Origin of the sequence: Paenibacillus sp. 2TAB26 (assembly GCF_052115145.1) — a bacterium.
Classification (GTDB): domain Bacteria; phylum Bacillota; class Bacilli; order Paenibacillales; family Paenibacillaceae; genus Pristimantibacillus.
In genome coordinates this window covers 140,599-162,777 of the sequence record NZ_JBFRGC010000003.1, presented here as the reverse complement: position 1 = coordinate 162,777, position 22,179 = coordinate 140,599, and the positions used below count along the sequence as shown (strand labels likewise).

General features: G+C 46.1%; 21 protein-coding genes. 3 read left to right on the top strand and 18 right to left on the bottom strand.

What is annotated here, in order from left to right:
- The 8 genes from ruvX to cymR all read right to left on the bottom strand — a co-directional run bounded on the left by ruvX (position 1) and on the right by cymR (position 7,423).
- The gene (ruvX, locus tag AB4Z50_RS03800; protein ID WP_076270814.1) at positions 1–417 is read right to left on the bottom strand and encodes a Holliday junction resolvase RuvX; all 417 of its coding nucleotides are present in this window, start codon (positions 415–417) and stop codon (positions 1–3) included.
- A 121-nt stretch (positions 418–538) separates the two neighbouring features.
- Positions 539–805 carry an IreB family regulatory phosphoprotein gene (locus AB4Z50_RS03795; RefSeq protein WP_076270873.1) on the bottom strand — a complete coding sequence of 89 codons (267 nt, stop codon included), beginning with the start codon at positions 803–805 and terminating at the stop codon, positions 539–541.
- A gap of 50 nt (positions 806–855) precedes the next feature.
- The gene (gene alaS / locus AB4Z50_RS03790; RefSeq protein ID WP_441875849.1) at positions 856–3,489 is read right to left on the bottom strand and encodes an alanine--tRNA ligase; all 2,634 of its coding nucleotides are present in this window, start codon (positions 3,487–3,489) and stop codon (positions 856–858) included.
- Between the two features lie 355 nt (positions 3,490–3,844).
- Positions 3,845–4,915 carry an AI-2E family transporter gene (locus AB4Z50_RS03785; RefSeq protein WP_441875846.1) on the bottom strand — a complete coding sequence of 357 codons (1,071 nt, stop codon included), beginning with the start codon at positions 4,913–4,915 and terminating at the stop codon, positions 3,845–3,847.
- 156 nt (positions 4,916–5,071) lie between these two features.
- A complete protein-coding gene (locus AB4Z50_RS03780; protein WP_054027275.1) occupies positions 5,072–5,269 on the bottom strand; it encodes a hypothetical protein in 198 nt (65 codons plus the stop codon).
- Between the two features lie 13 nt (positions 5,270–5,282).
- Entirely contained in the window at positions 5,283–5,819 is a 537-nt protein-coding gene (locus AB4Z50_RS03775) for a PRC-barrel domain-containing protein (RefSeq protein ID WP_083682557.1), read from the bottom strand.
- A gap of 17 nt (positions 5,820–5,836) precedes the next feature.
- A complete protein-coding gene (locus AB4Z50_RS03770) occupies positions 5,837–6,991 on the bottom strand; it encodes a cysteine desulfurase family protein (RefSeq protein WP_339207912.1) in 1,155 nt (384 codons plus the stop codon).
- Positions 6,992–7,003: 12 nt separating this feature from the next.
- Complete coding sequence (cymR, locus tag AB4Z50_RS03765) at positions 7,004–7,423, bottom strand: cysteine metabolism transcriptional regulator CymR (protein WP_054027272.1); 420 nt, start codon at positions 7,421–7,423, stop codon at positions 7,004–7,006.
- A gap of 201 nt (positions 7,424–7,624) precedes the next feature.
- Between cymR and mnmA the strand changes: the two genes are divergently transcribed.
- Positions 7,625–8,758 carry a tRNA 2-thiouridine(34) synthase MnmA gene (gene mnmA, locus AB4Z50_RS03760; RefSeq protein WP_441875841.1) on the top strand — a complete coding sequence of 378 codons (1,134 nt, stop codon included), beginning with the start codon at positions 7,625–7,627 and terminating at the stop codon, positions 8,756–8,758.
- Between the two features lie 71 nt (positions 8,759–8,829).
- Here the strand turns inward: mnmA and AB4Z50_RS03755 are convergent, their stop codons facing one another.
- On the bottom strand, positions 8,830–10,170 hold the full coding sequence (locus AB4Z50_RS03755; RefSeq protein WP_441875838.1) for a hemolysin family protein: 1,341 nt from the start codon (positions 10,168–10,170) through the stop codon (positions 8,830–8,832).
- A 376-nt stretch (positions 10,171–10,546) separates the two neighbouring features.
- Here AB4Z50_RS03755 and AB4Z50_RS03750 point away from each other — a divergent pair, with 376 nt between their 5' ends.
- Positions 10,547–11,116, top strand: coding sequence for a copper resistance protein CopC (locus AB4Z50_RS03750; protein WP_430057775.1), 570 nt, complete (start codon positions 10,547–10,549; stop codon positions 11,114–11,116).
- The gene (locus tag AB4Z50_RS03745; protein WP_076270821.1) at positions 11,116–12,201 is read left to right on the top strand and encodes a copper resistance D family protein; all 1,086 of its coding nucleotides are present in this window, start codon (positions 11,116–11,118) and stop codon (positions 12,199–12,201) included. Before AB4Z50_RS03750 ends, AB4Z50_RS03745 begins: the two co-directional genes overlap by 1 nt.
- A 97-nt stretch (positions 12,202–12,298) precedes the next feature.
- Here AB4Z50_RS03745 and AB4Z50_RS03740 read toward each other — a convergent pair whose 3' ends face one another.
- The 9 genes from AB4Z50_RS03740 to AB4Z50_RS03700 all read right to left on the bottom strand — a co-directional run bounded on the left by AB4Z50_RS03740 (position 12,299) and on the right by AB4Z50_RS03700 (position 22,167).
- A complete protein-coding gene (locus AB4Z50_RS03740) occupies positions 12,299–13,606 on the bottom strand; it encodes a replication-associated recombination protein A (protein WP_076270822.1) in 1,308 nt (435 codons plus the stop codon).
- Between the two features lie 324 nt (positions 13,607–13,930).
- On the bottom strand, positions 13,931–14,686 hold the full coding sequence (locus tag AB4Z50_RS03735; RefSeq protein ID WP_441875835.1) for a tRNA threonylcarbamoyladenosine dehydratase: 756 nt from the start codon (positions 14,684–14,686) through the stop codon (positions 13,931–13,933).
- Positions 14,687–14,715: 29 nt separating this feature from the next.
- Positions 14,716–16,530, bottom strand: coding sequence for an aspartate--tRNA ligase (gene aspS, locus AB4Z50_RS03730; RefSeq protein ID WP_441875832.1), 1,815 nt, complete (start codon positions 16,528–16,530; stop codon positions 14,716–14,718).
- A 28-nt stretch (positions 16,531–16,558) separates the two neighbouring features.
- Entirely contained in the window at positions 16,559–17,824 is a 1,266-nt protein-coding gene (gene hisS / locus AB4Z50_RS03725) for a histidine--tRNA ligase (RefSeq protein WP_441875829.1), read from the bottom strand.
- A gap of 187 nt (positions 17,825–18,011) precedes the next feature.
- Positions 18,012–18,176 (bottom strand): hypothetical protein, encoded by a 165-nt coding sequence (locus AB4Z50_RS03720; RefSeq protein ID WP_441875826.1) that lies wholly within the window; start codon positions 18,174–18,176, stop codon positions 18,012–18,014.
- 320 nt (positions 18,177–18,496) lie between these two features.
- On the bottom strand, positions 18,497–18,667 hold the full coding sequence (locus tag AB4Z50_RS03715) for a hypothetical protein (protein ID WP_441875823.1): 171 nt from the start codon (positions 18,665–18,667) through the stop codon (positions 18,497–18,499).
- Between the two features lie 92 nt (positions 18,668–18,759).
- Positions 18,760–19,203, bottom strand: a complete 444-nt coding sequence (gene dtd, locus AB4Z50_RS03710) for a D-aminoacyl-tRNA deacylase (RefSeq protein ID WP_076270826.1) — start codon at positions 19,201–19,203, stop codon at positions 18,760–18,762.
- A 54-nt stretch (positions 19,204–19,257) separates the two neighbouring features.
- Positions 19,258–21,438 (bottom strand): RelA/SpoT family protein, encoded by a 2,181-nt coding sequence (locus AB4Z50_RS03705; protein ID WP_441875820.1) that lies wholly within the window; start codon positions 21,436–21,438, stop codon positions 19,258–19,260.
- 198 nt (positions 21,439–21,636) lie between these two features.
- Positions 21,637–22,167 (bottom strand): adenine phosphoribosyltransferase, encoded by a 531-nt coding sequence (locus tag AB4Z50_RS03700; protein ID WP_076270828.1) that lies wholly within the window; start codon positions 22,165–22,167, stop codon positions 21,637–21,639.
- Positions 22,168–22,179: the final 12 nt, after the last annotated feature.

Genomic DNA, 22,179 nt, shown 5'->3' with positions numbered 1-22,179 from the left:
TCACCTTTTCGCTTTAGAATCGAGATAATTTTGCAAAATAAGCGTTGCCGCCATTTTGTCTATTACAAGCTTTCGCTTCTTCCGGCTGACGTCCGCTTCAATAAGCGTTCGTTCGGCAGCTACCGTTGTCAGCCTTTCGTCCCAAAGGTGAACAGGTATGTTTAGTTTCTGCTTAATCTGTTCTGCGAATTCTATACAAATTTCTCCACGTGGACCGATGGTGCCATTCATGTTTTTTGGAAGACCAACAACAATTTCACTAACCTCATGCTCCTTAACCAGATCGGCAATGCGGTCAAACTCACTATGGTCTCGCCTTCGTTCAATAACACCAGTTCCTTGCGCGGTCCAACGAAAAGCGTCGCTGACAGCAACTCCTATGTTGCGGTCACCGTAATCAAGTCCCATCAATCTCATGTCTTGTCCGGCTCCTGCCTCATTAGTTAAAATATAAGAATTTATAAGTTTATCTGCTTATAAACTGCTTATATTTCTCTGCGAAACGATAGCTAAGCCTCCTAAGGGGGGCTTTAGCCGTTTACGCTTGTTGTTTCTTATGGTTTAGATAAAACCGGACAAGCTCTTCGATTAATTCGTCTCGTTCCTTCTTGCGAATTAAACTCCTGGCGTTGTTATGCCGCGGAATATACGCGGGATCTCCGGACAGCAAATACCCAACGATCTGGTTAATCGGATTATACTCTTTCTCTAGAAGCGCTTCATGCACGGATAGCAGAATGTCTTGAGAAGATTCAACCCCCTCCGCCTTCACGTTAAATTTCATTGTTTTGTCCATGGAACTCATCGCCAGCACCTCGCTTTCCAAACCGCATTTCAATGAGATATACACTCATATCATATCACATTTGTTTGATTAAGAACTAGTTCTTCTGTAAGTTTCAATGCTTCATCCAACTTCGTTGTGTCTTTTCCGCCTGCTTGCGCCATATCTGGGCGTCCGCCGCCGCTGCCGCCGCAATGAATTGCAGCTTCTTTTACAATTTTGCCTGCATGGAAACCTTTTTTAATTAAATCTGCAGAAACGGCAGCTGCAAGATTCACTTTGTCATCCGAAATCGCACCAAGCACGATAACACTTGACTCCAGCTTCAGCTTCAATTCATCAACTATGCCGCGAAGTGCGTCCATTGAAGGAGCATTCACTTTTGCGCAAAGGACAGTAATGCCATTCACTATTTTCGCGTTTTGCTCAAGTGATCCTGCTTCGATCCGGCTCAGCTTCGCTTGAAGGGATTCATTCTCGCGAGAGAATTCCTTCACTTGACCGAACAATGCTTCAATCCGTTTTGGCACATCATTTGCATTTGATTTCAGAAGTGCAGCCGATTGCTTAAGCAGGTCAAGCTGACCATCTAAATAGTTATACGCATGTTTACCCGTAACGGCTTCAATTCTTCGAACACCCGACCCAATACCGCTCTCGCTTAACAGCTTGAACAATCCGATTTGCGATGTATTGCTTACATGACAGCCTCCGCATAGCTCCAAGCTATAGCTGCCAACTTGAACCACACGAACCTCATCGCCGTATTTCTCGCCGAACAACGCCATCGCGCCCATCGCTTTAGCTTCATTCAATGATTTCGTTTCGATGGATACTGGAGTTCCGAGCCAAATTTGCTCATTGACGCGGCGTTCAATCGTTACTAGTTCTTCAGCAGTTATACTGCCAAAGTGCGAGAAGTCGAAGCGCAGGCGTTCAGCCTCTACCGAAGAGCCCGCTTGATTGACATGATCGCCAAGCACTTCTTTGAGCGCTTTATGAAGCAAATGCGTTGCCGTATGGTTTTTGATAATGTCATCGCGTACAGCTCTAGCAACGCTCGCCTCTACTGCTTCACCTGTACGAGCAGTACCTGAGGTAACAACAGCATGATGGACGCTTTGACCGTGCGGTGCTTTGGTTACTTCTTCAACCTGCAGCGTAAAGCCGTTGCCCGTAATCGTTCCTATATCTCCGATTTGTCCGCCGCTTTCTGCATAGAAAGGTGTCCGATCCAATATTACAGCGACTTTGCTGCCTTCTGGAGCCGATTCAACCAACAGATCCTCATGAACGATGGCAATGATTTTGGACTCAGTTACCAGTTCATTATAGCCAACAAACTCACTTTTAACCGTGAATTCGCCGAGCGGTCCGCCTTGAACCTTCATGCTTCCCGTATCTTGGCGAGCTGCGCGGGCACGGTCGCGCTGTGCTTCCATCGCTGCGTCGAATCCAGCACGATCAACCGTCATTCCATTTTCTGAAGCAAAGTCCTCCGTCAAATCGAAAGGAAAGCCGTAAGTATCATACAAGCGGAATGCATCATCGCCATTAATCTCTTTTTGGCCAGCTTTCGTACCAGCAGCTACCAGATCAGACAGCATAGCTAGACCATCGGACAATGTCTCATGGAAACGCTCTTCTTCCGTACGGATAACCCGCTCGATGAATTCACGCTTTTCAACAACCTCTGGATAATAAACGCCCATAACCTCGCCAACAATTGAAGTCAGCTCATGCAAAAACGGACGGTCGATTCCGATTGTTTTTCCGTAACGAACAGCTCTGCGAAGCAAACGGCGAATGATGTAGCCACGGCCTTCGTTAGAAGGCATTACGCCATCACCTACTGCGAACGCTACTGTACGAATATGATCAGCAATAACTTTAAGCGCAACATCATGCTCTTCATTCACTTTGTAGCTTACTTTCGCAATTTCACAAGTGCGGTCGATAATTGGACGGAATAAATCCGTATCAAAGTTCGAATCCACATCCTGCAATATAGAAGCAAAACGCTCAAGTCCTGCGCCTGTATCAATGTTTTTGATTGGAAGCGGCGTGTAGCTGCCGTCTTTATTATGATTGAATTGTGAGAATACAACGTTCCAAACTTCTAGGAAACGCTCGTTCTCACCGCCTGGCCAGCATTCTGGGTCCGAAAGATCGCCATATTTGTCGCCGCGGTCATAGAAAATTTCTGTACAAGGTCCGCAAGGGCCCTCGCCAATATCCCAAAAATTTTCTTCCAGCTTATATATCCGTTCAGCAGGAAGGCCAATTTTCGTATTCCAGAACTCGAATGCTTCTTCATCTTCTGGATATACCGTTACCGACAAGCGATTAGGATCAAAACCAATCCATTTTGGCTCAGTCAGAAACTCCCATGCCCAAGTAATAGCTTCTTCCTTGAAGTAATCACCGATCGAGAAATTGCCCAGCATCTCAAAAAACGTATGATGACGGCGGGTTTTGCCTACGTTTTCGATATCATTCGTACGAATGCACTTCTGTGAATTCGTAATACGCGGGTTTTCTGGAACGATGCGTCCGTCAAAATAAGCCTTTAGCGGCGCCATACCTGCATTAATCCATAGCAAGGACGGGTCATTATGCGGTACAAGCGATGCACTTGGTTCAATTTTGTGGCCTTTGCTTTCAAAAAATGCAAGCCATTTTGCACGAATTTCACTAGCTTTCATTAGGATGAGCCCCCTTCAAATGATAAAACACAAAAAAAGCCCCTGTCATTGACAGGGACGAATAGAATCGCGGTACCACCCTGGTTATTGCCTCGCTGCAAACAGCCAAAGCAATCGCCTTCATTAGACATTAACGGGTCCAACCGGTGAAGTTCATTCACACTCCGAAAATAGCTTTCGGCCACTCTTCGTTATAAAAGCTCTCTCAACCGACGCGACTGCTTATCGAAAAGCAAATGCGAAGAAGCTTTCTCTCTGGCTAACGGGCATTGGCTTACTTCATTTCATCAACGATTTATTCCCTTATAATTAACACTTGATTATTTTAAAATTATAGCCACAGCCTATCCGCCTGTCAAATAATCTTTCTTCGCACGTAGTAGGCGAACATATGCTGAATGATCACTTTGCAGGCTGCAAAAATAGGAACCGCCAAAATCATACCAACAATGCCTGCAATCTCCCCTCCGACCAGCAATGCAAAAATGATCGACAAGGGATGCATATGGAGCGTACGGCCAACTACCTGTGGAGAGATTACGTTGCCTTCGAGTATTTGGCACAGGGTGTTGATAATCGCGACAAGGATGACCATCTTAATGGAAACCGTAGATGCCATTAGTATTGCAGGTGCGGCTCCAAAAAAAGGACCGAGATACGGAATGACATTCGTTATCGCAACGATGCCGGCAAGGAGCAGCGCATAAGGCATGCCGATCAACAGGTACCCGAAATAAGCAAGAACGCCAACGATAATACAAACCAAAAACTGTCCGCGAATATAGCTGCCGAGAGCCGTATCGATATCTTTAAGCAGCCTGACCGTGTTTTTGCGATGTGATTTGGGTACATACGTAATGACCGTTCTTTCAAACACATCAAAATCCTTTAATATATAGAAGGCGAGAAACGGAATAATAAACGCGATAAACACTGCATTTAACATAGACCCAATATTGTTAACAAAGTTGARCAAACTCTCCGACAGCTTTTTTTCCATATGCAAAAGTGACTTATTAAGCCCGCTTCGAATACTCTCCGGTAAAAAAGAAGTGTTGTTAATGTCCGTGACGATATTCTGAGCACGCATGGAAAGCTCAGGCACATGACGATTGATTTCCTGTACTTGTTCGATGAACATTGGAATCAAGTTAACGAGAATCACCGTAATGACTGCACAAAACACTGCATATATGAGCAGCACGGCAATCGTCCTAGGAACCTTCCGGTCATGCAGCATCGTAACGATCGGATTCAGTACATAAGAAATTATCATCGCGATTATAAATGGAGCAAAAACGGCTTTTACAAACACATATACGTTCACAATAAGCGGCTTTATAAGCAGCATAAGATAAATCGCAAGCAGACCCAATATGATGTAAACCAGCCAGACAAACAGACGGTTCTTCGTAAAGCGCTCCACCGTCCTCACCCCCGAACTTTCTTTATCCGCTTCGCTCTTAGCAAGACAAGCCGAACTAGTTCAGTATATGTACAAGCGCCCTAAATCATCCTATAACAGCAAAAAAAAAGACGGCCGAAGACCGTCTTTTGATATTCAAGTTTATAGCAACGCACGTCAGTTGACGTGAACTTGTGTAATTTCTTCCTCAAAGAACAAGTCGTCGAGTGAGCTTAACGTGCCATCCTCTTCCACTTGGTAAACCGACATTTTGTCGCCGTTAACCGTCAGTTCAATGAAGCAGCCCCAGCAATAAAACTGGTGGGAACCGATCTTTCCGATATCTTTCGAATTACAATTCGGACATCTCATCATCTTTCATTTCTCCCTATCCTCTGAAATTGGAAGCTGCGACAGGCTCCAATTCCGCTTCACTGACAGCAGGAACAATAATCGCGTCTTCCCCGAGTAATACGCTATCCGGATCACTCGGCGCCTTCAGCCATCTGCGCCCTTCCATCAGATCCGAAACAAAACCGTCCGTAAGCTCGTAGCCTATTATTTGTGTACCCTCTTTTGGGTAAAAATAAACATCCGACACTCTGCCAAGTTGAATACCTTGTACAGTTACGACGGGCAGATCCTTTAATTTCACTAATCCTGTGTCATAAGAACGTAGCAATTGCTTCGACTTCATCCGAACGATCGCTGCTTCACTTGCTATAATAACGGTGTCCTCTCCGCAAGATATCACGTGAGTCCACTCCACTATTTTTACGGAGGAAGCAAACCACTTGGGACAATCGAGTATTAGCCCTTTCAGCTGCCAATGCTCATCGAACCAGGCGTCCTTGACAGTTCCAACAAGTTTGCCGGAATGGATAACGATTACGGGTAGTCCAATAAGCCGTTGAAGTTTGATCACGCTTAGCTGGAGTCCTCCTAGTAGTTATTACGAATACGCCTCACGATTGTTCCAACTTTTTGTGCGGCATCTTCTAATTCCTCCAAAGTATTCCCCAAACCAAAGCTAAATCTTACAGCAGAATTAATTTGTTCCTCGGGCAATTGCATTGCTCGAAGTACATGTGAGCGTTCAAGCGCGCCGGAGGTACAAGCAGAACCGCTTGCTGCTGCGATACCTTCCATATCCAAATTCATGAGCATCGTTTCCGTATCGACACCAATAAAGCTGATATTTACGATATGCGGCAAATAGTGCTGCTCCGAGCCATTTATAACGATAGGCACTTCAACATGGTTGTGAAGCAGTTCTATCCATCTCTTACGAAGCTCGTCCATAAAAAGTTGCTTATTTTCTCGCTCGTTCACACAAATGTCAACTGCGGCAGCAAACCCGACGATCCCCGCAATATTTTCTGTCCCTGCACGCCGCTTTCTCTCTTGAGATCCACCATGCTGTAGAGCGTCAATCGGCGTACCGTTAGCCACATAAAGTGCGCCAACACCTTGAGGACCGTTGATCTTATGGGCGGAGAAGCTCATCAAATCAACTGGCAGCTCATTGAGCCTATACTCGAATGAGCCCAAAGCTTGAACTGCATCCACATGAAAAACAGCACCGCCAGCTCTAGCTATGCGCCCTATTTCTTCAATCGGCTGAATCGTTCCAACCTCGTTATTTCCATGCATGATGCTAATAAGGCCTGTTTCTGGGGTCATGGCTTCTTGAACAAGCTCTGGTGATGTTCGTCCAAAGCTATCAATAGGTAGTACGGTTAGGGAGAAACCTTCTTCCTTAACCAGCCATTCGCATGTATGAAGAACAGCGTGATGTTCACCCGCTGAAGTTATAATATGTGATTTGCCTCGTTTACGCTGTGCTCTAGCAGCCCCAATTAGAGCGGCATTATCGCTTTCCGTTCCACCTGAGGTAAATAATAATTGTCCCGGCTTGCAGCCTATTGCTGCTGAAATGAGATCTCGTGATCGATTTAACTGATGCTTGGCCGCTCTTCCAAAAGCATGCATACTAGACGAATTGCCGCCGGAGCCTTGCATTACCTCAAGCATCGCTTGGATGACTTTCGGATGCATAGGTGTAGTGGCGGCATGATCAAAATAATGATTTGTCATAGGTCGGCTTCCTTAAATATAGAACATATAGCTATCAGGTTTGCCAGCATCTTCGAAATTAATTAGATCTGCAAGCGTAGTCGAATCTAATACTTCTGCAATACTGTCTCTAATGCGCAGCCAAAGCTGACGTTTAGCCGGATCGTCTTCTTCTGTAAAGTCTACAGGCGAAATCGGGCCTTCAAGAATTCGAATAATATCCCCAGACGTAATTGTTTCCGGATCCTTCGATAAAATATAACCGCCATAAGCTCCGCGAATACTTTTCACAAGACCAGCATTTCTAAGGGGTGCTACTAATTGCTCCAAATAGTGCTCGGAAAGCTGATTTCGTTCAGCGATACTCTTGAGCGAAGTCGGGCCTTCACCAAATTTAGCCGCAAGCTCCATCATAATTGTTAAGCCATAACGGCCTTTCGTCGATATTTTCAAAGTGGCACCTCTTTTATTGTTTTTAGTATTGATTTATGATTGTGTCTTCCTCATTGGTTGTTAATTCTCTGTATTCCCATTTCACTTATATGTTAACATATCGAGCGGGCGGAGTGTGCAAAAAGGTTGACATCTTCATGAAAAAGTTTGCAGCCTATGTTACAATAATAAATGTTTGATTCAAGCAAGGTGGTGTTTACGATGGAAAAACCAAAAGCTTCGACAAGAGTTGTCGTCGGGATGTCAGGCGGCGTCGATTCCTCCGTCACTGCACTGCTGCTAAAGCAGCAAGGGTATGACGTTGTCGGCATTTTTATGAAAAACTGGGATGATACCGATGAATTCGGTCATTGCACGGCGGAAGAGGATTCTGAAGATGTACGCCGCGTATGTGAACAAATTGGCATTCCCTACTATACCGTGAATTTTGAACGGCAATATTTTGACAAGGTATTCACTTACTTTCTAGATGAGTACAAGCGCGGGCGTACGCCTAACCCAGACGTTATGTGCAACCGCGAGATTAAATTTGGCGACTTCCTGCAGCGCGCCTTGGAGCTTGGAGCGGATTATTTGGCAACAGGCCATTATGCTCAAGTAGAACGTACCGAGGATGGCACAACGAAGCTCATTCGCGGAGTCGATTCAAATAAAGATCAGACGTACTTCCTTAGTGCTCTTAATCAGAAGCAGCTGGCTAAAGCGATGTTCCCGATTGGGCATCTGCCGAAGCCTGAAGTACGCCGAATTGCTGAAGAAGCTGGCCTTTATACCGCTAAGAAAAAAGACAGCACAGGCGTTTGCTTCATCGGGGAACGCAATTTCAAAACCTTCCTTAGCGGCTATCTTCCCGCTCAAGCCGGCGATATGATTGATATTAGAAACGGCGAGAAAAAAGGTCGTCACGACGGACTGATGTATTACACGCTCGGCCAGCGCCAAGGACTTGGCATTGGCGGATCAGGTTCCGGCGAGCCTTGGTTCGTAGCGGACAAGGATTTGGAGAAAAACATTCTTTATGTTGTACAGGGAGAGCAGCATGCCAGCCTTTACTCTGAGAGCTTGACGGCAACTGGAATGAACTGGATTCTACCAGTAAAAAGCGGAGATACCATTCGCTGCACCGCCAAATTCCGTTATCGCCAGCCCGATCAAGGCGTCAGCGTAACGATTGGCGAAGATGGAAACGCGCATATCGTGTTTGACAAGCCTCAGAAAGCCATTACACCTGGACAAGCTGTCGTACTCTACGACGTCAACGTTTGCCTTGGCGGAGGCACGATCGATAAAGTTAAGAAAGTCGATCCTGCTGCTGATTTTGCAAAGCGAGCATAACAACACGAAAAGCTGCCTGAAGCATCCGCTAATGATGCATTAGGCAGCTTTTTTGATTAAAACGTTCATTTTCAGCCAAAATATTGGCCGTTCTGTCCTTTTTTTCTCTCGCCAATCTTTCGAATCAGAAGCCTGGAGATCCGAAGATGATCCGTCTCTTCAATAATGAATTCATATTCTCCAGCGTGATCGACACGCTGATTATTGACAGGAGGTATGTTTATTTTGGAATACATCCAGCCCCCGATTGTATCATAATCATCCGTTTCGATATCGAGATTGAAGAAGCTGTTGACTTCCTCGATCAGCATGAGACCGCTAATGGAGTAGGTATTGTCGTCTTTTTTCTCAAGAGGCTCTCGTTCCTCGTCAAATTCATCTTGAATTTCGCCGACGATTTCCTCCATAATATCCTCCAGCGTTACTAAGCCGGAAGTGCCGCCGTACTCGTCAATCAAAATAGCAATTTGCGACTTTCGTTTTTGCATCAGCTTCAGTAGTGTACTAATTTGCATCGATTCGGGTACTGTCGTAATCGGTCTCGTAATTTGCCTTATATCCTGCAGATTGTGCATCGTGTCCTTCAGTAAATCCTTGATATGCACGAACCCAATGATATTGTCCTTGTCATTCTCACAAACCGGATAACGCGTCAGCATTTGCTCCAGCGCAATTTTTTTATTGTCGGCTAAAGTGCAGCTTGTATTCAGGCATATCATTTCTGTTCGAGGAATCATAATTTCACGCGCATTCGTCTCGGCAAAATCAAAAATGTTATCAACAAGCGTTAGCTCCATATTATCTATTAAACCGTTTTTGTGGCTCTCCTTCATCAAAATCCGAATTTCATCCTCCGTGTGCGCCGAATCCTTCTCGGTCACAGGCTCAATTCCAATTTTTCTAAGAAGCAAATTGGCTACCCCGTTAAATAACCAAATAAAGGGAAACATAATCTTATAAAAACAAACGAGCGGCAACGCTGTCAATCGCGTAATGGATTCAGCTTTGCGGATTGCAATCGTTTTTGGCGCCAGCTCTCCAAGTACTATTTGCAGCATCGTAATGAGAATAAAGGCAAGCAAAAATGAAAAGGTATGAACAAACCATTCACTGCGAATGCCGATGAAAGCCATAGCAGGCTTGATCACATTTGCAATAGCTGGACCGCCAACCCATCCGAGGCCAAGCGAAGCAAGCGTAATACCAAGCTGGCACGCAGATAAATAAGCATCTAAATTGCCTGTCATATGAGAGGCAAGCTTTGCTCTCGAATCACCATCTGCGATTATTGTATCTAAGCGGCTTCCTCTTACCTTCACCATTGCAAACTCGGCAGCAACAAAAAAACTGTTCATCATGATAAAAACAAAAATAAGCAGCAGAGACAAGCTGGTCGGTAATGGGTCAATCACTGGATTCCTGTCCTCCGCAAGAAATGAAACGGGATGCGATGACAGGTGCACCTCCTTTTGGAACAAAGATACGGCAATCTTTGTGTAGTGTGAGATCTCTCCTAGATGACAAACCGCCGCGTCAAACGGTAAAGCATACGAGCCATACCGCTCTCAAGACTGTAATTATGTCTATTCGCCATAGGCTAGCACTTATACGCGGATTTCCAGTCTTTCTAAGCGTTTTTTATAGGAAGCATCAAACGATCTTCAACAAATGTTCACTAAGCCGCAATGAATTGATCATTTTATTTGGCGCAACAGCGAATTGGAATCTGTTATAATGCAATGAGCTTACTAAGTAGGCTCGTTACAAAAATATGTAGGAGGTTTAAAAATGAAACGAATATTGCTTATTTTTCTTGCCGCTCTATGGCTCGTTCCGGGCGTAGCGATGGCCCATTCCAAACTAGAAAGCGCGGTGCCTGCGCGAGATGCGACGGTCGCTGCCTCACCAGAGCGTATAGAGATGACATTTAACACAAAGATCGAGAAGCTTAGTAATTTTAAAATATTAAATGCTGCTGGCGAGGAAATGGAAAAAGAAAAGGTCGAGGTTGACGGCATGACAATGACCGGATCAGTACCTAATGCTTTGCCTAATGGTATTTATACAGTTAAGTGGGTCATTATCGGAGCGGATGGTCATTCGGTGGAAGGCGATTATTCGTTTACTGTAGAAGCGCCTGTTGTTACTGAACAACCAAGCGAAGAACCAACAGCTACAGCTACTGAAGCACCAGCAGAGACAACGGCTCCTACTCCTTCTCCTGATGCTAGCACTAATACTGACGGAGGAAGCAGTGAAGCTACAACTAATGATGCTGGGACAAACTATACTCCTTATGTCGTTATCGGTGTCATTATCGTAGCAGCAGTTCTCTTATTCATGCGGAGGCGCAAATAATGATCTATATCAGCGAAGGCCTTCTATACATTTGCTTCGCCATTTTAACGGGCACCTTTCTATTGCGGCTTGTACCGGAGGACAGAAGGCCTTCCGTTCATGTACCGCATGGCCTGCTGCTCGCATGCGCAGTAGCAATACCGTTCTTATCCTACGTTCCTATTCATAAGCTTGCTATCGTATTTGCCAAAGATTTTGACATGAGCTACGGCGCTATTTTAAAGAGCATCCTGCTCGATGTTAATACAGGCAAAGCGTGGGTATGGACAACCATCGGATCAGCTGGACTCGCTTTTCTACTAGGGCTTAAAGCATTCCGGGGCGATAAGCATATGCCTAAGGTAGCTTTGTTTGTTACCTTTTTGCTAATTGTGTGGCTGGGTTATGCAGGACATGCTTCATCCTTGTATGGATTTAAAGGTTTAATTACACATTCTGCTCATTTTCTCGCAGTCAGCGTATGGATCGGCATTTTGTTTGTGATCAGTTGGTTTTCCAAAGACGATGCCAATTGGAATGCATTTCTGCGTTGGTTTTCGCCAGTAGCCATCGTTTCTGTTGTTGTAACTCTTCTTGCCGGCATTACGCTTATGTCATTCACAACTCCAGAATATGTAAACTCATGGATGCTTCCCTACGGTCAGATGCTGCTGATTAAACATCTACTGATTTTGCCTCTACTGCTGTTTGCTTTCTCAAATGGCTTCGGATACAAAAAAATAGCAAAAACCAATCCGAATTTCAATCCAAGACGCTGGCTAAAAGCAGAAAGCTTCATTGCTTTGCTCGTGCTTGCAGCCACAGGTGTGCTTGGTCAGCAAGCACCACCGCATAAGGTGAAGGAGACACTGCAATCGGAATCACCTTCTCCATTTTTCACTTCAATTTACAAAGGAAACTTCAGCCCTGACATCAGCTTGAAATTCACGCTGAACATGGAGTGCCTGCTTATGCTTGCGGCAGCTGCACTAATGGCGGTCGGTCTGCTTTGGATGTATCGCGTAAATAAGCTTATGCCAGCTTTTGTAATGGGTATTTTGACAGTGGTATTCGGCTATTTCGGCCTGATGTTTGCGATTGCTTAAAAGAATAACAAGAAAAACTCCTGCTAATATGGAGGTAAGCTTAGGAATGAGCTTACCTCCATCAAATTAGCAGGAGTTTTTTTTATTAATTTTCTTATCATTTACCTTGGCGTTTTTGCTGATTTTGCCTTATTTTATCTTCCATCCCTTGCTCGGTAGCCTTATAAAAGGTCATTCCCCCAAGCGTATTCGGCAAATATTGCTGCTTTACATAATGGTTCGGGAAATCATGCGGATATTGATACCCCTCGTGGCCAAGCTGCTGCGCCCCTTTGTAGTGGGTGTCGCGCAAATGCAGCGGTACCTCTGCACCGCCTGCTCGCTCGATTGCCGCCTCTGCATTGCCGATTGCAATGGCAGTAGCATTCGACTTAGGACTCTCTACCGCGAACAGAATCGCTTGTGAGATGTTATATTTCGCTTCAGGCCAGCCTATCTTATGATAGGCATCCATCGCTGTAACCGCTTGAATCATTGCTTGTGGATTAGCAAGTCCAATATCTTCGCTGCATGCCACAATCAGCCTGCGGATAAACGTCATCGGGTCCATGCCCAGCTTCTCCACAGCATATAAAAACCAAAATAACGCTGCGTCGCTTGAACCTCTTACACTTTTGTGAAACGCCGACAGCACATCATATTGTGTAGATAGGTCTGCGCGAATGGACGGCTTCCTTATGGACTCTTGAGCCACCTCAAGCGTCAACCGGACAGAACCATCCATCTCAGACGGCGTTGTCACCGCAGCCAGCTCAAGCGCATTAAGCGCCCTGCGGATGTCTCCGCCAGCCATTGCAGCGATATGCCGCAGCGCATCCTCATCTACTTGCAAATCCATAAAGCCTAAACCCCGCTCACGATCGGCTAGTGCTCTTATCATCGCCTCATAGGCGTGCTCCTCGCCAAGCGCTTCGAGTTGAAACAAGGTTGAACGTGACAATAGAGCCCCATTCACATGATGAAATGGATTTTCTGTTGTCGCCCCTATAAAAATAATAATGCCCTGCTCGACAGCAGGAAGCAGCGCATCCTGCCTAGCTGTATTAAAGCGATGCACCTCATCTAGAAAAAGCGTCGTCTTCTTGCCGTACATCGCTTTGTTGGTACGAGCCTGCTCGATAACTTCACGTACATCTTTTACCGACGCATCTACCGCGTTCAGCTTCACGAACTCGCCTGCTGTCCGCAAAGATATAATATGTGCAAGCGTCGTTTTACCGCAGCCCGGCGGACCATACAACAAAATTGACGACACTTGATCGCCTTCAATAGCCCGCCGCAGCAGCTTACCCGTTCCTACTATATGCTCTTGCCCGATATATTCGTCTAATGTTTGCGGCCGCATGCGATCTGCAAGCAGCCTGGCGCGAGGCGCTTCTTCCTCTTGATATGAAAATAAATCCATTCTGCTCCCCAACCTTCTGCCATCTGTTACTCCGATCATAGCATACAAGCACATTTGTTCGCCAGAAATGATGTGCTTGTATGCTAATCGCCGAAGCGTCCACGGCTTCGCTGTCTTTTCTGTTGCTATGTAAAGTGTTGAATCGATTTATTTTGTATTTCAGACAAATTGGAAGCAAGTTCATTCCTTTTTATGCTAGCATCATATAAAATAGCCGATTCGTAAAAAAGCTGAATACGCTTTTTTTCAAATCGGCTATTGTTTTGCTTCTTATTTGTCGAGTGGAGATCTATGGCCTCTCACCAGCTTACCGACAGTTATCGTTTACACCTCAATGCCGCCAGCAGCAAGCAAATCCTTCACGACGACACTAACCATGATCAGCCCCGCTACCGGCGGAACAAATGCATTGCTGGCCGGAGGCTGCTTCGCTTTGCGAATGTCAGGCGCATTCTCGGGAACGATTTTTTTCGTAACATCCTCACGCGGCTTCATTGGCAGCTCCGTTGAGAATACTACCTTAACGCCGCGTTTGATGCCTTCCTTACGAAGCTTAGTACGGATAACCCTTGCTAAAGGATCGGTATGTGTCTGCGAAATATCGACAACCTGAAATTTCGTCGGGTCCATCTTATTTGCTGCGCCCATACTAGAAATAATCGAAATTTTTCTTTCGAGACATTGCTTGATCAAATGAATCTTATACGAAATCGTATCGGACGCATCCACAACATAATCAAGCGGGTACTCGAAAAACTGTTCAAATGTTTCTTCCGTATAAAACATACGCAGGGCAATGACATCACATTCAGGATTAATCAGCTTAATCCGATCGCGCATTAGCTCTGATTTTACTTGCCCCACTGTTGTTGTGAGCGCATGTATCTGACGATTAACGTTCGTAATATCTACAACGTCCTTGTCAACGAGTATAATACGTCCAACTCCGGTGCGTGCAAGCGCCTCAGCTGCAATGCCGCCAACGCCTCCGATGCCGAGCACGGCAACCGTGCTCCCCTTCATTAGCGCTAGCCCCTCTGGCCCAATAGCCAGCTCTGTTCGTGAAAATTGGTGAAGCATCCGGCCGCCGCCTCCTTCGTATTGATTGCTTATTTTTCGCTAGTTTCTGTTGCTGCAGTTGCTGCTGCAACTGGTTGCTTCGGTTTAAGAACTGTACGGATATGCAATTGCTCAAGCTGCGAAAGCTCGACCTCGGACGGCGCATCGCAGAGAAGATCTGTTGCGCTTGCCGTTTTTGGGAATGCAATCGTCTCACGCAAATTCGTGCGGCCTGTAAGCAGCATCACCAGACGGTCGAAACCAAAAGCAATACCGCCGTGTGGAGGCGTTCCATATTCAAATGCATCCAGCAAGAAGCCGAATTTCTCTTGTGCTTCTTCCGCGTTAAAGCCAAGCGCTTTGAACATTTGTTCTTGTACTTCACGCTTGTAGATACGCATGGAGCCGCCGCCAACTTCATAACCGTTCAGAACTAGATCGTATGCTTGTGCGCGAATTTGACCTGGATCCGTATCGAAGAAATGAAGGTCGTCTTCATTCGGACGCGTGAACGGATGGTGTTCTGCAACATAACGCTTCGCATCCTCATCCCATCCAAGCAATGGGAAGTCTACAACCCAAGCAAACTTGAATTTCGATTCGTCGATCAAGCCTAGATCTTTACCAAGCTTAGAACGCAGGTTGCCAAGTACATCGCAAACCACTTTTTTCTTATCAGCAGAGAAAGTCAGCAAATCTCCGTCTTCCACTTGCAGACGCTCTGTAAGAGCCGCAATTTCTTCCGGTTTAAGGAATTTAACGATCGGCCCGCGCCATTCGCCATCCTTCACCGTAATCCAAGCTAGCCCTTTACCGCCGTAACGAGCAGCGAACGGCTGCAAGTCATCAAGCTCTTTGCGGCTCCAGCTTGCACAGCCCTTAGCGTTCAACGCTTTAACAACGCCGCCGCCTGCTGCAACGCTTGCGAATACTTTTACATCGCTAGTTGAAACGATATCGGTAATATCTTTAATTTCTAGGTCAAAACGAAGGTCCGGTTTGTCGGAGCCGTATTTGTTCATTGCATCTGCATAAGTGATACGTTGGAACGGAAGCTCAAGCTCTACGCCAACTGTTTCTTTCAGAAGCTTAGCTGTCAGCTCTTCCATCATAGCAAGCAATTGATCTTGCGAAAGGAAAGAAGTCTCGATGTCGACTTGCGTGAATTCCGGTTGACGGTCTGCACGAAGATCCTCATCGCGGAAGCAGCGAGCGATTTGGTAGTAGCGTTCAATACCGCCAACCATTAGAAGCTGCTTAAAGATTTGCGGCGATTGCGGCAATGCAAAAAACTCACCTTCATGCACACGGCTTGGCACCAAGTAATCACGCGCGCCTTCAGGCGTGCTTTTCGTTAAAATTGGTGTTTCTACGTCGATAAAGCCTTCTCCGTCTAGGAAATCGCGGAAAACCTTTGCTGCTTTCGAACGAAGCAACAACGTTTTTTGCATTTCTGGACGACGCAGGTCAAGGTAACGATATTTCAAGCGAAGCGACTCGTCTACTTCTACGCCATCCTCAATTGGGAATGGAGGCGTTTTGGCAGCGTTCAACACTTCAATTTTTGTAACACGAACTTCAATTTCACCGGTAGCAAGGTTAGCGTTGTAAGTTTCAGCATCGCGCTCCACTACTGTTCCTTGAATGGCAAGGACGAACTCATTACGAGCACGGTCAGCGATCGCCAGTGCGTCACCTGAGAAATCTGGGTTAAATACCGTTTGTACAATACCAGAACGGTCGCGAAGATCGATAAATAGGACACCGCCAAGATCGCGGCGACGTTGTACCCAGCCGTTTAGAATAACTGATTGACCAACGTCCGCTTTCGTTAAGCGGCCGCAGTGATGTGTTTTTAACAACATTGTGTTCATTCTCCTCGTTTAGTTAGATTTATTTTTGTGTAGCAAACGAACGACTAATTTCTTCAGCGAGCTTATTCAGTGCAACAACACGCTGTTCGCCTTTTGTCATGTCTTTCAAGGAAATCTCGCCGCGCTCAAGCTCATCGTCGCCTAGTATAGCTGTAAAACGGGCTTGAAGACGGTCTGCCGACTTCATTTGCGCCTTCATCTTACGGCCAAGATAATCACGCTCTGCACGTATGCCTTGCTGTCTTAGCTGGTATACGAGCTTGGTTACCTCGCGCTCCGCAGCTTCGCCTAACGCAACGACATACACGTCGATTTGATTAAAAACAGGCAATTCCGTTTCTTGATGCTGAAGCAGCAAAATCGTTCTTTCAAGACCTAAGCCAAGACCGACACCCGGCTGTTCAGGACCGCCGATTTCCGATACAAGGCCGTTATAACGACCGCCTCCGCCGACAGTATCGATCGTACCAATTCCTTCTGCCTTATATTCAAAGGCCGTATGGGTATAGTAGTCGAGTCCGCGTACAAGGCGATGATTAATTTCATAAGGAATGCCCATATCACTCAAATACATTTTCACTTTATCAAAGTGAATTTGGCACTCCTCGTCCAAGCTGTCCAAAATAGATGGCGCATCCGTAAAATGCTCTTGATCGACTTTGCAATCGAGTACGCGAAGCGGATTGCGATCCATCCGTGATTGACAATCCTTGCAGAGCAGCTCACGCTTAGGCTCTAGGAAAGCTAGCAGGCGATCACGGAAAACAGCACGAACAGCCGGAGTTCCGACGGAATTAATTTCAACCCGTACGCCTTTTAGACCAACCTCCGTATAAAAGGTATAGCCTAAAGCAATGACTTCTGCATCTATAGCAGGATCAACCGAACCGATAGCCTCAACGCCAAATTGATGCAGCTGGCGATAACGGCCTGCCTGCGGGCGCTCATAACGGAACATCGGACCGATATAATACAATTTAGACACGTCTGGCTCGCCGTAAAGCTTGTTCTCTACGTAAGACCTCACAACGCCTGCAGTTCCTTCCGGACGAAGCGTCAGACTGCGATTGCCGCGGTCTGTGAAGGTATACATTTCTTTCTCAACGATGTCGGTCGTTTCACCGACGCCCCGTTGAAACAGCTCAGTGGATTCAAATATCGGCGTACGAATTTCCCTGAAATTATAACGCTGACAAATATCTCGAGCCTTCTGCTCCACATACTGCCATCTCTCTACCGCGCCAGGCAAAATATCCTGTGTGCCCGGCATTTTCTGAAATGCCATTGAATAACCCCTCCTGCCCTCATAATAAACGGGTTAAATTTCGGAAAACGCAAAAAACTCCCGTTCCTAATAGCTTGCGCCATAAGGGACGAGAGTGAATCTCCCGTGGTACCACCCACATTTCGAGCCTGCATCCTATGCGTTCGGCTCGCTCAAAGACGGTTAACGTCCGTCATCCGCAGTCCAGCTACTGTGCGTTAGCTGCAAGCCTAATTGCTTGCTGCCATCTACCGTTCACCGTCTGTTCTCCGGGAAGTCTGTTCATTCTGCCAATATAAGGACGCTTGCAGCCAAGTGACGTCCCTCTCTGAATATAAGGCGTAGAATTACTTTGTCCCATCAACGAATCCATATCTATACTGAGGACTAATTTTACCTCTGACTAAGATTAAAGTCAAGATCGAACTGCCCAAGCAACGCCATCCTGTTTAAAATAGGCAGAAAAAAACCTACAAAACGTATTTGTAGGTCCAAAAGTAAAATATATTTTAAAAAGGGGGTCGAGTTCTATTATAGGTCAATGATATTAAAAAAAAGTTAGAGATTGATTACAGTAATATTACAATTTCGAAAGCGTTTTAATGGATACTTTGTGTAGATGCTATTTTCTCCATTTGTTTATTTCAAAAGATAACCGCCCCAGCTCTCGGCTTGGGCGGCGGTATGCTTATGCTATAGTTGACCCGAATTATCGCGGCGCGGGTGCTGCGGGAAACCCGCCCACTCCTCCGCTGCTTCCATATCTTCCTCAAGCTCTGCAAAAATTTTAGCTTCTCTGCGATCGGAATGAAGCAGTCTGCGAGATGATCGTTCCATCCCTTGTTCCTTGCGTGATTGGTGCATTCGCGGTTTACCTCCAATATGGCATACTGCTTGTACAAGCTTCTAATGATGCGTGCACAGCCTACACTATATTGTTTCCCGCGTTGCCTTAGTTAAATACGGCTATCCAAAATTAACGTTATAGGCCCGGAATTCACGAGCTCCACGTCCATCATCGCACCAAAACGCCCCGTTTCCACGACCAATCCGGTGGAACGAAGCGTCTCATTAAACAAATCATACAGCTGCTCTGCTTGCTCGGGTCTGGCGGCTGCCATGAAGTTAGGGCGTCTGCCTTTCCGGCAGTCTCCATACAGTGTAAACTGTGAGACCGAAAGCAACTGCCCGCCAACATCTGAAATAGAATGATTCATTTTGCCTGACTCATCCTCAAAAATACGCAGGTTAGCTACCTTATCAGCCATCCATTTGACATCCGCTTCTGTGTCCTCATGCGTCATGCCTACAAGAAGCACAAGCCCCGAGTCAATTGAACCTACTGTTTCACCCTCAATGACTACCTTTGCTTGTTTACTGCGTTGTACAACAACCTTCACTGCTCAAAAACCTCCGATATTCGTTTTGATCTCGATGCCGCAAGAGCAAAACGTTTATTGCATAATCCGTTGAACAGAATAAATATCCTGCACTCGTTTGATTTTCTCAACAACCGAAGTAAGGTGCTCGACATTGCGGATAAGCACCGTCATATGAATATGCGACATTTTGTTTTTTACAGAACGTCCGGTTACAGCTGAAATGTTCGTCTTGCTTTCGGATACCGCCTGCAGCACTTCATTCAGAAGGCCTCTGCGATCGTGTCCGGTTATTTCGATATCGACGCTGTAATTGGCATCAATATTATCTTCCCACTCTACCTCTATTACGCGTTCGCCCTCTTCGCCCTGATCGCCGAAAGGAATGTTCAAACAATCCATTCGGTGGACTGAAACGCCGCGCCCTCGGGTAATGTACCCGATAATCGCGTCTCCCGGTACAGGGTTGCAGCAGCGTGCAAAACGAACGAGCAAATTGTCGATGCCCTTCACAGTCACGCCTTGATTCGGACGTGATTTGCGATTGCCCGGCGATTTTATTTCCTTGATTTCGCTTGTAAGCTCAATCTGGCTTGCCAGTTCGGCCTCTCTGCGCATCTTCTCGGTAAGCTTCGTGCAAATTTGTGCAGCCGTAATTCCACCAAAGCCGATTGCGGACATCATATCCTCAATATCGTTAAATGCGAACTTCGCGGCAGCCTCCTGCAGCTTATCTTCCTGCAGCCATGCGGAAGGCTCAAGTCCTATTCGCTTCAGCTCACGCTCAAGCAGATCCTTGCCTTTTGCTACATTTTCTTCGCGACGCTCTTTCTTGAACCATTGCCGAATTTTGCTTCTAGCGTGTGAGGACTGCGCAATTTTCACCCAATCCTGACTTGGTCCATAAGAATGCTTCGACGTTAATATTTCAACAATATCCCCGGTTTTGAGCTTATGGTCAAGCGGCACAATTCGACCGTTCAGCTTTGCGCCAATCGTTCGATTGCCCACTTCCGTATGAATCCGGTAGGCGAAATCAAGCGGTACAGAACCAGCTGGCAGTTCAATGACTTCACCGCTAGGCGTAAATACAAATACGAGATCGGCAAAGAAGTCCATTTTTAGCGACTCCATAAACTCCGACGCATCGCGCGCTTCATGCTGAAGCTCTAAGATTTCTCGGAACCATGACATTTTATCTTCAAAGTTGCCGCCTGGTACAAGCGAACCCTCTTTGTAAGCCCAATGTGCCGCAATTCCGTATTCTGAGGTGCGATGCATTTCCCAAGTACGAATCTGTACCTCTGTAGGCTCTCCATTTGGCCCTATAACGGTCGTATGCAGCGATTGATACATATTCGCCTTCGGCATCGCGATATAGTCCTTAAAGCGACCAGGCATCGGTTTCCAGAGCGTATGAATAATTCCGAGCGTAGCATAGCAGTCCTTAATATTATCAACGATTATACGAATAGCAAGCAGATCATAAATCTCTGTAAACTGCTTGTTGCGATCGGTCATTTTTTTGTAAATGCTGTACAAATGCTTAGGGCGACCAGAAATATCACCTTCAATACCCATTTCTTCGAGCTTCTCGGTAATCCGGGAGATGACATCGTCAATAAACTGCTCGCGTTCCGCACGCTTCTTCTTCATCAGATTGGCGATACGGTAATATTGCTGCGGGTTCAAATAACGAAGAGCAATATCTTCCATTTCCCATTTGATAGCTGAAATTCCGAGGCGATGAGCAATCGGACAAAATATTTCCAACGTTTCATAAGCGATACGACGCTGTGCTTCTTCCGATTGGAACTTCAGCGTGCGCATGTTGTGAAGCCGGTCAGCCAATTTTATCAAAATGACGCGAATGTCCTGAGCCATGGCGACAAACATTTTACGATAGTTTTCGTTTTGCTGCTCTTCTTTAGAACGAAATTGAATTTTTTCGAGCTTCGTTAGACCGTCTACCAGCATCGCACAAGTTTCGCCAAATTTCGCACGCACCGTCTGCAAATCAACAGTTGTATCCTCAACGACATCATGGAGCAATGCTGCGATAATGGACAGCACGTCCATTTGCATATCAACAAGAATATCCGCCACCGCTACGGGGTGCAGAATATATGGCTCTCCCGATTTCCGTACTTGTCCGTGATGGGCTTGCTCCGCAAAGTCATAGGCTTCCTGGATGCGTATAAGGTCCTGCTCTTTCATATAGGCGGATGCCTTCTCGAGTAAATGCTCAATGCCCATGAAACGTCCCTTTCTGATTACACTCCTGGCGGATCCCATTCATGCGTTTTCCGAGTTTTTATAATATTATGCCTGTAATCACAGTACCGCGTCAACTACCAGAGACCTCCAGCAATAAAATAAAACCGCCTGGCCTTCTCGCAAAATGCGAATAAGGGGGATAGGCGGTCATTTTATAGAGCAATCTTGCTGCTTGAATTATGAGTAAGTCATTAGTGAGAATACGTCGATTCCTTTAAGCTTCTCACGGCCAGTTAAGTATGCAAGCTCAATTAGAAAAGCTGCACCTACTACTTCACCGCCAAGCTGCTCAATCAAATTGATCGATGTTGCGATCGTTCCGCCTGTTGCAAGCAGATCGTCAGCAATGAGTACGCGTTGGCCCGGTGTGATTGCATCCTTGTGCATAGCCAGTTTATCCTGTCCATACTCCAAGTCGTAGCTTGCTGTAATCGTCTCGCCCGGCAGCTTGCCGCTTTTGCGAATCGGAGCAAAACCTACGCCTAGCGCAATCGCCAGCGGTGCGCCTACTACGAAGCCGCGAGCTTCTGGTCCTGCAATGACGTCAATTTTCATATCCTGAACAGCAACTCGCATCTCTTCAATCGCAGCACGATATGCTCCTCCGTCTTTCAGAAGCGTCGTAATATCTTTGAAACGGATACCTGGTTGCGGGAAATCAGGAATTACCCGGATGTAATCTTTGAAGTTGTATTGTGTGTTGGACACTTGAGGTCAACC